Source organism: Streptomyces sp. NPDC002104, assembly GCF_053593795.1.
In genome coordinates this window covers 59,414-73,160 of the sequence record NZ_JBSFDF010000031.1, presented here as the reverse complement: position 1 = coordinate 73,160, position 13,747 = coordinate 59,414, and the positions used below count along the sequence as shown (strand labels likewise).

The window sequence follows — 13,747 nt, the reverse complement described above, 5'->3', positions numbered from 1 at the left end:
ACGGCTTCCCCACCGGCATCCGCACGGGGTGCCACGGCGCCTGACAAACGGGCTCCCGGCTGACACAGTGGTGAGATGCCCCGAGCCCTCCACTCCCTCACCGATGAGCAGGCGGTTGTTGACGCGTCTGCCGTCGCGGAGCTGCTCGAAGTCCTGTGGCAGCCGCTTCAGGAAACCGCCGTGGGCCCGGTCCCGCCGTCGCAGCTGCGCGCGCTGACCGTGATCGAGCGGCGGTCCGGGATAAACCTGCGGGATCTCGGAGAAGCGCTCGGATCGGCCCCGCCCGCGGTCAGCCGGCTGTGCGACCGGCTGGAGGCGGCAGGTCTGCTCCAGCGCTCCCGTGGCAGGACCAACCGCCGGGAGGTCGAGCTGACCCTGAGCCGGAGCGGGCACGCGGTCCTGGCGGACACCCGGTCCCTGCGCACGCGCAAAGCGGCCGAAGTGCTTCTGCGGATGTCGCCCCGGGACCGGCGCTCCCTGGCCGAGGGCCTGGCCGCCTTCCGTGACGCGGCCGAGAACCGTATCGGCATCGGGGTCGACGACGTCCCGCACGGCGAGGACGGCCTCCCCGACAGCGCCTGAGCTCTGCGAGCCGGAACGGCCGGCGTCGGCGTCGGCGTCCAGGCGGGGGCAACCGGCGGTCGGGCAGTGGGCAACCGGCGGTCGAGCGGTCGTCAGCCGGTGGTCATCCGTCGCGCCCGGGAGGGGTGTCCGTGGCGCGGGTGAAGGCGCGCAGGCCCTCCAGCAGGCACAGCCGACGATCGGGAGACATGTCTCCCAGTACGTGACGCAGCTCCTGGGAGCGCCGCTCGTGCAGCTCGTCGATCGTCTCCTGACCGTGGGGCGTCAGGACCAGGCCGACCTCCCGCCGGTCGCCCGCGCTCCGCCGGCGGTGCAGCAACCCCGCGGCCTCTAGCCGGTCGCACAGCCTGCTGGTGGCGGGCGCCCGCGCCCCGACCTCCTCGGCCAGCGCGTTCAGGGTGATGCCCGGGCGGTGGCGCGTGGCCGTCAAGGCCCGCAGCTGCAGACCCGACAGCCGGGGGGAGGCGGACTGGGCGGTGCGGTCCCAGAGATCGACGAGGCCCGTCGCGGCCTGCGCGACCTCGCGCGCCGTGGCGGTCAGTCGGTCCTCGGGTCCCGCGCGGTCCATGCCGGCCGTCACTTCCCATGAGCAGATGCGTTCTCCTCCACGCCGAACCGCCGGTGACGGCTCGTTGCCCGAAGGGACTACGGCGCGTCTGCCCGCTGAGGCGCGGGTATGCCCCGCCGGCCCGACGACTTCGTCCCGAAGGGCGATGCGCCGTCCGGCCGGGCCCTCGCAGGAGGGGCCGGTCCTCTCCGAGAGGGCCCGTTCCCAAGCCCCGGGTTCCCAAGCCCCGGGTTCCTAAGCCCCGGGCCGGCCGAACCAGTCCAGGCAGGTGACCAGCGCGTCGTCGTCGGCGGCGGTGTCACGGTACGCGGCCAGCTGCTCCAGGATGGCCCTCGGCACGGCGGCGGCCGGCAGGAGACCGGTCGCGTTGATGGCGCGGGCCAGCGCCCGTTCCCCGTAGGCGACGCCGTCCTGGCCCGCGGCCCCGTAGACGCCGTCGCTGACGAAGACCAGGCGGTCTCCCGGGAGCGCGTCGAAGCGCTGTACCGAGTAGTGCGACTCCTCGAACATGCCCAGGGGAAGCTGCGCCTCGAAGTGGACCCGTTCCACGGATCTCCCCCGGTACCTCCAGAGTTGGGGCGATCCGGCATCCACGACCTGCCCGTGGCCCGTGGCCAGCTCCAGGCACAGCAGGAGGGTCGATACGTACTCCCGGCCCTGGTACTGCCCGAAGACGGCCTGGTCCGCCAGCGCGGCCTGATCGGCGATGCCGACCCCGGCCCTTCGGGCGTTGCGCAGGGCGTTGATGGCGAGGTTGGTCAGGAGCGAGGCCTGGATCCCCTCCCCCATGCCGTTGGTGACGGTCATGGTGAGGGTGTCGGCGGTGGTGGACCAGTCGAAGTTGTCCCCGTGGATGTCGTAGGCGGGCTCGAGCTGTGCTCCGATGGCGTACTCCGGCCGCGCGCAGGCCCGCCCCGGCAGCAACTGCCACTGCATCTCGGCCGCCAGGGTCAGCCGGCTCGCCCGGCGGGCCCGCAGGTACAGATCGGTGTCCCGCTCCGCGACGACGATCTCGTGGCCCAGCAGTTCCGCGATGTCCGTCAGCTCCCCCACGGCTTCCGGCGTGCACAGGTGATCCGGCATGCGCACCGTGAGGATCCCGAGCCGGTCGCCCCGTACGGTCACCGGCAGGTGGAGGTCCAGGGCATTGCCCCGGGCCGCGTACTGGCCGTACGGCTCCTGGCTGCCGAAGGCCCGTCCCTCCGGGGTGGCTTGGAGGGGCAGCGGCTCCGCGGTGTCCGGCAGGGCGGTGACCCGCTGGAGGACGCTCAGGCTGTAGTCGGCCATCAGAAGGTCGACTTCGAGGGCCTCGTAGTGCGCGACGAGCGCGGAGCGAACCGTTCCGAGGAGGTCATGCGGTGCGGCGGTGCGCAGGGCGCGTTCCACGGCCAGGAAGTTCTTCATCGCGAGCGTCATCCCTCACAGAGTGGTCGGAAAAGGGTGGGCGGCGCGCCTGGGAGGCTGCCCGGCCCGCACGGACCGGCTTGCACGATCGTGCGACCCGGCTGACGGCGGATGCCCGGAGTGGCCGGCCGACATCACGGTGCGGCGCCGAAAATCTGCCAAGGCGCCCGTGTTCCGACGGTATCCCCCGGTACGGACGGCGACGGGACGCGTTCCGCGCGACGGCCATGGCGGCTCAGGCCGAAGGGGGCGGCGGCACGGATGCTCCGGCGGAGCGGCGGTACTCGGCGTTGATGCGCTGGGCCTCTTCGAGCTGGTCCTCCAGGATCACGATCCGGCACGCGGCCTCGATCGGGGTGCCCTGGTCCACGAGCTCCCGCGCGCGGGCGGCGACACGCAGTTGGTAGCGCGAGTAGCGGCGGTGTCCGCCGGCGGAGCGCAGCGGGGTGATGAGGCGGGCTTCGCCGATGGCACGGAGGAAGCCCTGGGTGGTGCCGAGCATGTCGGCGGCCCGGCCCATGGTGTAGGCGGGAAAGTCCTCGTCGTCCAGGTGGCCGCCGAGGGGGCCGGCCGGGTCTCCTGCTGTCATGTGCACCCCTCTGCTGCACCCCTCTGCGGCACTACGTCGAGGGGCCCTGGCGCCTATGAGCGCCAGGGCCCCGAAGGAACTGCTACACCATCTGCCGGCCCTGGTCGTGCGCCGGCCTTCTGTGTCCGCGTGCCCGACCGAAAGGCTGTCGGGGCCGCGGGGATCGCGGTTGCTTGACCGGAGACCACCTCACTGTCGATGTCCTGCGGTACCCGGACTCACCTGCGTGCCCGGGCGATCCCGATGGTGTTCGGCTCCTCCGTTCTTCCCTCTGGCTTCCTTCACGGGTACTGCCACTGCGAGAACTGCGGTCCTGCCTGCGGTGGCCCCTCATCACTGCGGGCCGCCCGGTCCGGCCGTCAGTCCCGTCGCCATCCTGCAACCGCTCCGGCTTCGACACTCCACGACCGCACCGTCCTGCCGAACTGCACCAACCTGTACTGCTGCCCGGCAGTTCGTCCCTGCCGGGCCCTTCGGCCTCTCTGGGTTACGAGAGAAACCATAACCGGGCCGCAGCCCAATGTCTACTCTGGTCAACATAGATTTCCATGACCAGGTCGATGAGGAATCCGAGGGCCTCGCGCGTAGGAAATCGATGCCGGCGGTACGCTGAACCTAGTCGGCATCCCGTCCGCCTTCTACGCTGAGCCCATGGAAGACGCGCAGGACGGCATTCCCCCGCTAGAGGTCGAGAAGGAAGGGCAGCAGGTGATCGTGCATGTCGGCGGTGAGATGGACATCGACCGGGCCCCGCTCCTCGCCGAGGCCCTGCGCAGCCTGATCACCCAGCCCGAGTGTCCGCCCGAGGTCGTCATCGACCTGAGCGAGATGTTGTTCTGCGACTCCTCCGGCCTCAACGTGCTCCTCCAGGCCCGCCTCACCGCCCAGGAACACGGCCGGCGCATCAGCCTCCACGCCCCGAACCAGCAGGTCACCAGGCTCCTCGAGCTCACCGGCACCCACCAGCTCTTCCCCATCACCCACCCGGGCCGGCCCGGATAGCTCCGGCCCCCGGATCGCCCTGGTGGTCCTGCCAGGGCGATCCGGCATCCGCCGCTCCCCCGCTCCCGTCCGCGGTCCCGGCCTCCGAGCAACGCATGCAGCTCCGATCCCCGGGCATACGCACGGCACCCAGCCTGTGTGCCCGTGAAGACGAGGAGTGTCCGTGCTGCCTTTCAACGTGACCGATGACGGTGTCCTGATCCTCCACCTGCGAGCCGACCTGGACATCGCGGGGCGGGCCACGGCCGCCTGGGCGATCGACGGCCACCTCGCCGCCCACCGTTCCGGACCCGTCATGTTGGAACTCTCGGACGCGCCGCTGAGCACGGCCGCGGTGAGTACGGTCGTACGGACCCACCGCATGTGCCGCTCCGCAGGCGCACCGCTGGCCGTCGTCGCGACGGCCTCCGCAACGCGCCGGACGCTGGAGGCGCAGACGAGCGCCGAAGGCCTGGACGTCCAGTCCACCCGCTCCCTGGCCATCGCCGCGCTCGCGGACGCCTCGGCCCCGGTCGCCGCAGCCGCGTAGAGCTCAGCGGGCCGGACCTGCCGGTGGCGTGACGCCGCCCGGCGGCCCGCCCGTTCCCACACGCTCGCCGCACAGGGCGGAGCCCCCCCGGGGCTCCGCCCTTTCGTCGTGCGGCTTCCCGGCGGTCATCGCGCGCTCAAGCGGCAGGGCGTGCCGAGGCTGCGCGTCCCAAGATCGGGTAGGCGGTCATCACGAAGGTTTCGCAGGGAAATGGTGATCGAGCTTGCTGGGTTTGACCGGGATCGACGTGGTGTACGCCTGCGCGGGGCTGGGGGCGCTGTGTGCGGCGGTGCTTCCGACCGCCCTCGCGAAGCGGCCCCTGTCCCTGCCCATGGTGTTCCTGACGGCGGGGTTCCTGGTGTTCCTGCTGCCGCTGGACGCACTGCCGGCGCTCGACCCCGTACGGCACCGGGGTGTGGTGGAGCACCTGACGGAAGTCTGTGTCGTGGTCGCGCTGATGGGCGCGGGTCTGGCCATCAACCGGCCTCCCGGGCGGCGTGCCTGGTCGACGACGTGGCGGCTGCTGGGCCTGGCCATGCCGCTGACGATCCTGCTCACCGCGGCCGTGGCGGGGTGGCTGGTGGGGTGGCCGCCGGCCGTGGCCCTGCTGGTGGCCGCCGCGCTCGCCCCCACGGATCCGGTGCTGGCCGCGGAAGTGCGCGTGGGAGAGCCCACGGACGACGAAGACGACGAGGACGAGGTCCGCTTCGCGCTGACCAGCGAGGCCGGCCTCAACGACGGCCTGGCCTTCCCCTTCGTCCTGGCCGCCATCGCCCTGACCACGGCTTCGGCGACGGGCTGGTCCACGGAGGGGCTCTGGCACTGGGTGTGGAGCGACATCCTGGTGCGCAGCGCGGTGGGACTGGCGGTCGGACTGGGCATCGGGCGGCTCCTCGGCCGGATGTTCTTCCAGGCCTCCTGGAGGGCGCTGCGGCTCTCCGAGCACCGTGAGGGCTTCGTCGCGCTGGCCGCCACTTTCACGGCCTACGGGCTGACGGAGCTGCTCCACGGTTACGGTTTCCTCGCCGTCTTCGTGGCCGCCTGCGCGATCCGCAACGCCGAGCGCTCTCACCGGTACCACCGCGTGATGCACGCGTTCACCGATCAGATCGAGAGGCTCCTCACCGCCGTCATCCTCTTCCTCGTGGGCGGTTTCATCGCCGACGGTGGCCTCGCCGCACTGACCTGGCGCGGAGCCGTTCTCGGGCTCGTGCTCTTCCTGCTGATCCGCCCGGCCGTCGGCTGGGCCGTCCAGATGCGGGGCAGCGCCACCGGCAAGGAGCGGATCGCCATCGCGTTCTTCGGCATACGGGGCATCGGTTCGTTCTTCTACCTCGCCTACGCCTTGGGCGAGGCCGACTTCGCCGCCCCGGCCCGGGAACTGTGGGCGGTGGTGACCTTCACCGTGCTGCTGTCGGTTCTCCTGCACGGCGTCGCAGCCACCCCCGTCACCACCCGGCTCGACCGTGCGGCCCCGGAGGGACCGGGAGAACAGCACCCCGCCGGGCGAGACCGCTCTGCGTGACGGGTGCCTGCCCCGGGTGAACGGGGTGCGGCACCAGCCCGGGGGTATAAGTCATACATGAATCAGACAAAATCCCGTAAACGCGTCGCAATCGCACCCCGGAGTCACACCTGCGCCCGCGCCTGTGACCGCGGCGGGGAAGACGGCTGCCGTGCGCCTGCGGACGAGTGATCCCCACGCACCGGGGTGGCGGCGCGTGCGCCACGGCCGCGGTTTCCGCTATCTGGACGCTGCCGGGAATCCCCTGTCCGCGGCAGACCGGGAACGCGTCCGCGCTCTCGTGATCCCGCCGGCGTGGCAGGACGTGTGGATCTGCCGGTGGCCGAACGGGCACATCCAGGCCGTGGGCACGGATGACGCCGGGCGACGCCAGTACGTGTATCACCCCGCGTTCCGGGAACAACAGGACGCCGCGAAGCACGAGCACGTCCAGGACGTCGCCGGCTCGCTGCCACGCCTGCGCAAGCAGGTCGCGCGGGACCTGGCCGGCCGCGGCCTGACCCGTGTCCGCGTGCTCGCCTGCATCACCCGCCTCCTCGACCTGGGGTTCCTCCGCATCGGCGGGGAGCGCTACGCCCGTGACAACGGCAGCTTCGGGCTCACCACGCTTCTGCGGGAGCACGCCGTCTGCAGAAAGGGTGAGATCCGGCTCCACTTCCCCGCGAAGTCGGGCAAGGAGGTCACCCGCGCGATGGTGGACGAGCGGGCCCACGCGGTGGTCTCCGCCCTCCTGAGGCGCAAGGGCGAGAGCCCGAGGCTGTTCGCCTACTGGGAGCACGGAACCTGGCACGACGTCCACGCCAAGGATCTCAACACCTACCTGCGGGACTGCTCCGGGAAGGACGTGACGGCGAAGGACTTCCGAACCTGGTACGCCACCGTGCTGGCGGCGGTCGCCCTGGCCGTCTCCGAGAGCACCGCCGACGAGTCCAGCGCCCGGCGCGGCAGGGTCGTGGCCCGCGCGGTGCGCGAGGTCAGCGACTACCTCGGCAACACACCCGCCGTGTGCCGGGCCTCCTACATCCATCCCCGGCTCGTCGAGCTCTACGAGGACGGCCGGACCATCGCGGACTCCCTCGGCACCCTGGGCAAGGACGGCAGCTTCGGCCGCCCCGCCACCCACGGTGCCGTCGAGCGCGCGGTCCTGCGACTGCTGCAGTCCGACGCCGCGTAGGCCCCGGGGCAACCGAGCGGGGCTCACTGCCGGGTGATCCGGCGTGGCCGCCCGAAGCGGCGGCGGGTGTCAGGGCCTTTTGTCCGGGCAGACGGGAAGACATGTCTGGACTCCATGCACGTCCCGCACTCCCCCACCGCGCCACGGGCACCGCCACCCCCGCGCACGCGGCGAACCACGGACGGCGCGGCGGATTCGCCAGAAGACTGCGGCTGCGGATCCTCGCCTACCGCGACATCGAGTTCCTGTCCTCCCAGGTCCCGGGAACCGCCGACGGTGCCGGGAACGGGCCTCAGCAGGAGTGCCTGCTCCTGGTCCACATCCGCAAAGTCGTCGGGCAGATCCACTACCAGACCTGCGCCGACTGCGGTGAGGGCCTGATCACCGGGATCGACATCGAGGAGCCCTTCCACTCCACCGGGCTCGACACCCGCGCCCTGTCCCACCTCCGCTCCCGCCACCCCGACACCACCTGGCACAGCACCCTCACACGACGCACCACCCGCGGTGTCCTGCGCCGCATGCGCATCCCCGCCGCCACCCCTGCCGCCCGGTGCACCCACACGGTCCCGGCTCCCGCCTACCGGGCCGCATAGAGCGCGTTCCCCGCGCCCGTCACGCCAGCAGGTTCACGGCGTGCTGGAACAGGCCGGGGAACCGGGCCGCTGCGGGAGTGATCAGAGGTGCCAGCCGGGGCTGGTTGCGGGCCCACAGCAGGGACTGCGTCAGGAGCCGGTAGTTGCGGGAGAGCCGGCGCCACGCGGGTTCATAGGCCTGCGGCCGGCCTTCGCGCAGGCAGCGCACCAGTTCGGCGGCCGCCGTCAGGGCCAGGGCGAGTCCCTCGCCCGTCAGCGCGTCGACGTACCCGGCGGCGTCGCCCACGAACAGAACCCGGCCCGCCACCCGGCAACGGGCCCGCTGGCGGAGTGGCCCCGCCCCGCGGACCGGCGTCCGGTCCGCCGTGCCGAGCCGGGACACCAGCAGCGGGAACCGGGCCAGCTGGGTGTCGTACGGGAGCTGTTCGGAGGTCAGGACGGCCACACCGACCTGGCGCGGTCCCAGTGGCGTGACGTACGCCTCGCAGTGCGCGGACCAGTGCACCTCCACCAGGTCGCTCCACGGCTCCGCACGGTAGTGGCGGCGTAGGCCGTATCGCGGTGGCGGCCGGCCCCCGGACGGCCGCTCGGCCAGGCCGAGCGCCCTTCGGGTCGGCGAGTGGAGTCCGTCCGCCGCCACGAGATAGCGGGCGGTCATCCCGTCCGCCGTGACGTACGCGTCGTCCTGGCTCACCCGGCCGATGCGGCGGGGAAGGATCGGGATGCCCAGCTGGACGGCGCGGTCGGTGAGTGCCTGGTGGAGCAGGGTGCGGCGCGCGCCGAGCCCGTGGCCCGTCCGGAACGCCGCCTCGGCGCGCCGTTCGCCGGCGGCGTCCACGTAGCGGATGCCGCGCAGGGGCCGGCCCGGCACGTGGACGCCGAGTGCGTCCAGTGCGCGCACCGCGCCCGGCATCAGGCCCTCTCCGCAGGCTTTGTCGACGGGCGAGGGGCGTGGTTCGGCGACGACGACGTCGAGCCCGGCGAGCGCCCCGTGGATCGCGGTGGCCAGGCCGGCGGGCCCGCCGCCCACGACGAGGAGGTCGATCACGGGGCCGCGCTCGGGACGGGAAGCGGGCGTGCGGGAGCCAGTGCGCCGTCCTCGCAGCGGATGCGCACGGTCAGCAGGGCGGCGTTGAGGAGCGTGAAGCCCAGGGCCGTCAGCCAGGCGGTGTGCACCAGGGGAAGGGCCGCGCCCTCGACGGCGACCGCCACGTAGTTGGGGTGACGCAGGTACCGGTAGGGGCCGCCGGTGATCAGCGGAAGGCCTGGGACGATCAGCACGCGGGTGTTCCAGCGCGGGCCGAGGGCGCTGATGCACCACCATCGCAGCCCCTGGGAGGCCAGGACGAGGACCAGCGCGGGCCAGCCGAGCAGGGGCAGGAAGGGCCGGTCGGCCGCCCAGGGCTCGACGAGGCAGCCGAGCAGCAGGGCTGTGTGCAGGGCGACCATCGCCGGGTAGTGCCCGGCTCCGTGCTCGAGGCCGCCCCGGGCCCGGCTCCAGGCGGCGTTGCGGCGCGCCACGAGGAGTTCCGCGAACCGTTCGGCGGTGACCAGCAGGATCAGCACGGTGTACGGGGTCATGGCGCGATCACCAGGCCAGCAGGACGAGTTCGGAGGAGAAGCCCGGCCCGAAGGCGATCATCAGGCCGGTCGACCCCGGCGGCGGGGCCGTGGCGCGGGTGTCGCGCAGGATCTGCAGCACCGAGGCGGAGGACAGGTTTCCCGTGGCGGCCAGTGCGCGGCGGGAGGGGGCCAGGGCGGAGTCCGGCAGGCCGAGTTCGCCGGCGAGCGCGTCCAGGATCTTCGGGCCGCCGGGATGGCAGATCCAGGCGGTGACGTCCCGGGGCTTGAGGTCGTGGGCGGCGAGGAAGGACTCGATCTCCTCCGCCACGTGCAGTTTGACGAGCTCGGGGACCTCCCGGCCCAGGACCATGCGGAATCCCCAGTCGCCGACGTCCCAGCCCAGCAGGTGCTCGGTCCCCGGGTACAGGCGGCTGCGCGTCGCCGTGACCACCGGTGCGGACGAGCCGCCCGGGTGCGCGGGCGCGCGGGGGTGCTCGTCACCGACCGCCACGAGTGCGGCCGCCCCGTCTCCGAAGAGGCTTCCCGCCACGAGGTTCGCCATCGAGGTGTCGGTGGGCTGCAAGGTCAGGGAGCACAGTTCGGTGGACAGCAGCAGCGCCGTACCGTCCGGACGGCCGGTGAGGAAATCGTGGACCCGGGCCAGCCCCGCCGCACCGGCGGAGCAGCCGAGTCCGAACATGGGGACCCGCTTGATGTCGGGCCTCAGGCCTGCCCGGGCGGCGAGCCGGGCCTCGACGGAGGGCGCGGCGACGCCGGTCACGGTCGTCGAGACGACGAGGTCGACCTCCTCGGCGCGCACCCCCGCCTCGCCGAGTGCCCGCTCGACCGCTTCGGCGCCCAGGTCGACGGCGAGTTCGACGAACAGGCGGTTGGTGTCGCCGAAGCCGCCGAGGTCCCGGTACCGGTCCAGGGGGAGGGCGAGATGGCGCGTCTCGACCTGGGCCGCTCCGTGCAGCCGGCGCAGGAGCGCGCTGTCCGCCCCGGGCGGCAGACAGGTGGCGAGGACGTCGGTGATCTCCTGCTGCGCGTAGCGATGCGGCGGGAACGCCGTGCTCACCGCGAGGACCCGTGTCATTGGTCCAACATAGGGACAGCCGGGCGCGGTCACGCTGAACACGGCCGCCACGGGCGCGCCGGACCCCTCCGGACGCCTAGCGTGGTGCGGTGCCCGCCACCACGGATGAAGGAGCCCCCGCGCCCACGGCGCCCGCAGCGTCGGCGAAAGCGCGGCGGCCCGTCCACGTGGGCTTGGCGGCGCTCCTGAAGGCCAGTCACCCCGTGCCCGCCGCCGGCGTCACCCTCCTCGCGGCGCTGCTGGCGGCCGCCGTCGGGCTCGGACCGGTCGCCGGAATGACGGCCGTGGCCGCGGTCGCCGCGGGTCAGCTGTCGATCGGCTGGTGCAACGACCGGCTGGACATGCGGCGCGACGCGGCCGCCGGCCGCCGCGACAAGCCGCTCGCCACGGGGGAAGTACGGCCCGGAGCGGTGACCGCGGCCGCCTGTGCGGCGCTGCTCGCCTGCGTTCCGCTGTCGCTGGCCTGCGGGGCCCCGGCCGGCTGGGTCCACATCGGCTGCGTCACTGCCGCCTGGGCCTACAACGTGTGGCTGAAGCACACCCTCGCCTCCTGGCTGCCGTACGCCGTCGCCTTCGGCCTGCTTCCCGGCTTCCTGACGCTGGCCTCACTTCCGGCCGGCCGGCCCCCGATGTGGTTCACCGCCGCAGCGGCCCTCCTGGGGACGAGCGCACATTTCGCCAATGCCCTGCCCGACATCGACGAGGACATCGCAGCCGGTGTGCTGGGGCTCCCTCAGCGACTGGGGCGGCGCGCGTCCATCGCGCTGGCCGCGATGCTCGCCTTCGCCTCGTGCACGGTGGTCGCCCTCGGCCCGCCCGGCCCCGTGACCCTTGCGGGCCGGCTGCTGCTGGGCGTGACACTGGCCCTGTGCCTGGCGGCACTGGCCGCCCCACCCGTCCTGGCGCGCGGCCGGATGCCCTTCCTGGTCATTCTGGCCCTGGCCGGAGCCGACGCCGTACTCCTGGTCCTCGCCGGCCATGCGCTCACCGCCGGCTGAAGGCGGGCTCCGGGGAAGCCCCGGCAGCAGCCCTGCCCCGTGGTCGGGCGGGGGGCCGGGCGGCATCGGGCCCGCAGGTGGACGCCGCCATCTGGCTGCTCTCGACAGGCCGGACCGGAAGGTGACTGGTTGTCTCTGCTGGGTGACGCCCGGCTGTACGGGCACCCCGACCCAGTGGAGAACTCATGCGCAAGGCAGTCCTCATGATGGCGATCGCCGCCGCCCTGTCCGTTGCCGCGCCCGCGGTGGCCGCCGACAGCGACCAGCACGAGCACGGCAGGGGCGGCCTGAAGGTGACCGGCCTGACCGACGACCAGCGCCTGGTGTCCTTCCGTACCGGCGACCCCGACCGGGTGTCCACCGTAGGGACCGTGACGGGTCTCACCGGTGACACGACGCTGGTCGGGATCGACTACCGCGTTCAGGACGGTCTGCTCTACGGGGTGGGCAACGCCGGCGGCGTGTACACCCTCGATGCCGTGAGCGCCGCCGCCACGAAGGTGTCCCAGCTGAGCATCGCGCTCCAGGGCAGCGCCTTCGGCGTGGACTTCAACCCGGCCGCCGACCGGCTGCGGGTCATCAGCGACACCGGGCAGAACCTGCGCCACAACGTGAACGCCGCCACCGGGGGAACGCTCGCCGACTCCGTGCTCACCACCCCGCCGGCCACCACCCCCTCCCTGGGCGTGACCGGTGCCGCGTACACGAACAACGACCTGGACGCGGCGACCGGGACCAGCCTGTTCGACATCGACACCACGGGCGACCGCGTGGTGCTGCAGTCGCCGGCCAACTCGGGAACCCTCGCCCCCACCGGCAACCTCGGCGTGGACGCGGGTCCCAGCGCGGGCTTCGACATCTACTTCTCCCCGAAGGACGGCACCAATCAAGGCTTCGCCGCGCTCTCCAGCAGCGGCTCCTACCGCTTCTACAAGGTCAACCCGCTCACCGGTAAGGCTCAGGACGCAGGCGCCTTCCCCGCGGACCGGCAGGTCGTCGACGTCGCCCTTCCCCTGAGCCAGAAGTAGCCGGTCGACGGCAACGGTGGGTTCGGCGGAACCTCTGCTCTCCCCGCGAGCCCACCGGGCCGTGAACAGCAAGCACGCCGCCGGGCACGCCGCCGCGAGCGGCGAACGGTGCGCCCATATCCGTGAACCTGGCCGCCCGGTGACCCGGAAGAGCCTGGTCACCGGCCTGTCGGCCTCCTAACCTGGGAGGATGGACGATGAGCAGGACCCCGCCCCGCCCGTAGAGGTCGACAAGCAGGACCAGCAGGTCGTCGTGCACGTCGGCGGTGAAATGGACATCGACCGGGCCCCACTGCTCCAAGAGGCCCTGCGCACGCTGATCGCCCAGCCCGACTGCCCGCGCGACGTCGTCATCGATCTGACGGAGCTCACCTTCTGCGACTCCTCCGGCCTCAACGCGCTCCTCCACGCCCGCATCACCGCCGAGGAGCACGGCCGGCAGATCACCCTGCACGCCCCGAACCAGCAGGTCACCAAACTCCTCGAACTCACCGGCACCGACCGGCTCTTCGCCATCACCCACGACTGACCGGGCGGGACCGCACCCAGCCGGGCCGCGCGACGACCCGCTGGGCTGCGGCCCGCTGGATGGCGGCCCGCTGGATGGCGGCCCGCTGGGTGGCGGTCGCATGATCCGTCGGACGGTTCCTAGAGCGAGCCGACGACCTTGTCCGGGGAGACGCGGACCACGACGCGCTCCGCGTCTTCGGCGGAGGCCGGATTGAAGTCCGCGTAGTCCTTGCCCGTGTACTTGCGCGAGAGCTCGTTGATCAGCTCCATGCCACCCTCCGTGGTCACGGTGGCGGAACCTCGCACCTCGGCATACGTGTACGGGGCGTTGTGCGGGTTGATCATGACGGTGATGCGCGGGTCGCGCCGCAGGTTGGTCTCCTTCCGGCGGCCGACCGTCGTGGAAATCAGCAGATCGTCCCCGTCGCGCGCGAGCCAGGTCACTGACAGCTGAGCGGCTCCGTCGGGCTGGATGGTCGCCACCGTCGCGAAGACGGGGGTGTCGTCGATGATCTTCTTGAGATCGTCGGAAAGTGCGGCTGGCATGGATGGCCTCTTCCACGGGGGTGCCCCGCTCCTCAAG

16 protein-coding genes are annotated in these 13,747 nt (G+C 72.4%); 9 read left to right on the top strand and 7 right to left on the bottom strand.

What is annotated here, in order from left to right; translation table 11 throughout:
• Positions 1-75 precede the first annotated feature (75 nt).
• Positions 76-582: a MarR family winged helix-turn-helix transcriptional regulator gene (locus ACWCP2_RS24710; RefSeq protein WP_450910756.1), complete on the top strand. Its 507-nt coding sequence runs from the start codon at positions 76-78 to the stop codon at positions 580-582.
• Positions 583-685: 103 nt separating this feature from the next.
• On the opposite strand, the gene ACWCP2_RS24705 is transcribed toward ACWCP2_RS24710, so the two are convergent.
• From ACWCP2_RS24705 to ACWCP2_RS24695, 3 genes are all read right to left on the bottom strand, one after another.
• Positions 686-1,150, bottom strand: coding sequence for a MarR family winged helix-turn-helix transcriptional regulator (locus ACWCP2_RS24705; protein ID WP_450910755.1), 465 nt, complete (start codon positions 1,148-1,150; stop codon positions 686-688).
• 234 nt (positions 1,151-1,384) lie between these two features.
• Positions 1,385-2,566: a PP2C family protein-serine/threonine phosphatase gene (locus ACWCP2_RS24700; protein ID WP_450910754.1), complete on the bottom strand. Its 1,182-nt coding sequence runs from the start codon at positions 2,564-2,566 to the stop codon at positions 1,385-1,387.
• Positions 2,567-2,789: 223 nt separating this feature from the next.
• Positions 2,790-3,143: a MerR family transcriptional regulator gene (locus tag ACWCP2_RS24695; RefSeq protein ID WP_450910753.1), complete on the bottom strand. Its 354-nt coding sequence runs from the start codon at positions 3,141-3,143 to the stop codon at positions 2,790-2,792.
• 651 nt (positions 3,144-3,794) lie between these two features.
• Between ACWCP2_RS24695 and ACWCP2_RS24690 the strand changes: the two genes are divergently transcribed.
• The 5 genes from ACWCP2_RS24690 (at position 3,795) to ACWCP2_RS24670 (ending at position 7,969) form a co-directional block, all read left to right on the top strand.
• On the top strand, positions 3,795-4,145 hold the full coding sequence (locus tag ACWCP2_RS24690; protein WP_450910752.1) for an STAS domain-containing protein: 351 nt from the start codon (positions 3,795-3,797) through the stop codon (positions 4,143-4,145).
• Between the two features lie 163 nt (positions 4,146-4,308).
• Positions 4,309-4,674, top strand: coding sequence for an STAS domain-containing protein (locus ACWCP2_RS24685; RefSeq protein WP_450910751.1), 366 nt, complete (start codon positions 4,309-4,311; stop codon positions 4,672-4,674).
• A gap of 232 nt (positions 4,675-4,906) precedes the next feature.
• Complete coding sequence (locus ACWCP2_RS24680) at positions 4,907-6,199, top strand: cation:proton antiporter (RefSeq protein WP_450910780.1); 1,293 nt, start codon at positions 4,907-4,909, stop codon at positions 6,197-6,199.
• A 151-nt stretch (positions 6,200-6,350) separates the two neighbouring features.
• Positions 6,351-7,373, top strand: a complete 1,023-nt coding sequence (locus ACWCP2_RS24675; RefSeq protein ID WP_450910750.1) for a DNA topoisomerase IB — start codon at positions 6,351-6,353, stop codon at positions 7,371-7,373.
• A gap of 101 nt (positions 7,374-7,474) precedes the next feature.
• A complete protein-coding gene (locus ACWCP2_RS24670) occupies positions 7,475-7,969 on the top strand; it encodes a hypothetical protein (protein WP_450910749.1) in 495 nt (164 codons plus the stop codon).
• Positions 7,970-7,988: 19 nt separating this feature from the next.
• On the opposite strand, the gene ACWCP2_RS24665 is transcribed toward ACWCP2_RS24670, so the two are convergent.
• From ACWCP2_RS24665 to ACWCP2_RS24655, 3 genes are read right to left on the bottom strand one after another with little or no spacing between them, the layout of a single operon-like run.
• Positions 7,989-9,017, bottom strand: a complete 1,029-nt coding sequence (locus tag ACWCP2_RS24665; RefSeq protein ID WP_450910748.1) for an NAD(P)/FAD-dependent oxidoreductase — start codon at positions 9,015-9,017, stop codon at positions 7,989-7,991.
• Positions 9,014-9,550: an isoprenylcysteine carboxyl methyltransferase family protein gene (locus ACWCP2_RS24660; RefSeq protein ID WP_450910747.1), complete on the bottom strand. Its 537-nt coding sequence runs from the start codon at positions 9,548-9,550 to the stop codon at positions 9,014-9,016. Before ACWCP2_RS24660 ends, ACWCP2_RS24665 begins: the two co-directional genes overlap by 4 nt.
• A 7-nt stretch (positions 9,551-9,557) precedes the next feature.
• Entirely contained in the window at positions 9,558-10,628 is a 1,071-nt protein-coding gene (locus ACWCP2_RS24655) for a type III polyketide synthase (protein ID WP_450910746.1), read from the bottom strand.
• Between the two features lie 89 nt (positions 10,629-10,717).
• Between ACWCP2_RS24655 and ACWCP2_RS24650 the strand changes: the two genes are divergently transcribed.
• The 3 genes from ACWCP2_RS24650 to ACWCP2_RS24640 all read left to right on the top strand — a co-directional run bounded on the left by ACWCP2_RS24650 (position 10,718) and on the right by ACWCP2_RS24640 (position 13,183).
• Positions 10,718-11,626 carry a UbiA family prenyltransferase gene (locus ACWCP2_RS24650; protein ID WP_450910745.1) on the top strand — a complete coding sequence of 303 codons (909 nt, stop codon included), beginning with the start codon at positions 10,718-10,720 and terminating at the stop codon, positions 11,624-11,626.
• Positions 11,627-11,811: 185 nt separating this feature from the next.
• Complete coding sequence (locus tag ACWCP2_RS24645) at positions 11,812-12,654, top strand: DUF4394 domain-containing protein (RefSeq protein WP_450910744.1); 843 nt, start codon at positions 11,812-11,814, stop codon at positions 12,652-12,654.
• 190 nt (positions 12,655-12,844) lie between these two features.
• A complete protein-coding gene (locus ACWCP2_RS24640; protein ID WP_450910743.1) occupies positions 12,845-13,183 on the top strand; it encodes an STAS domain-containing protein in 339 nt (112 codons plus the stop codon).
• Between the two features lie 119 nt (positions 13,184-13,302).
• On the opposite strand, the gene ACWCP2_RS24635 is transcribed toward ACWCP2_RS24640, so the two are convergent.
• Positions 13,303-13,710 carry a PPOX class F420-dependent oxidoreductase gene (locus tag ACWCP2_RS24635; RefSeq protein WP_450910742.1) on the bottom strand — a complete coding sequence of 136 codons (408 nt, stop codon included), beginning with the start codon at positions 13,708-13,710 and terminating at the stop codon, positions 13,303-13,305.
• Positions 13,711-13,747: the final 37 nt, after the last annotated feature.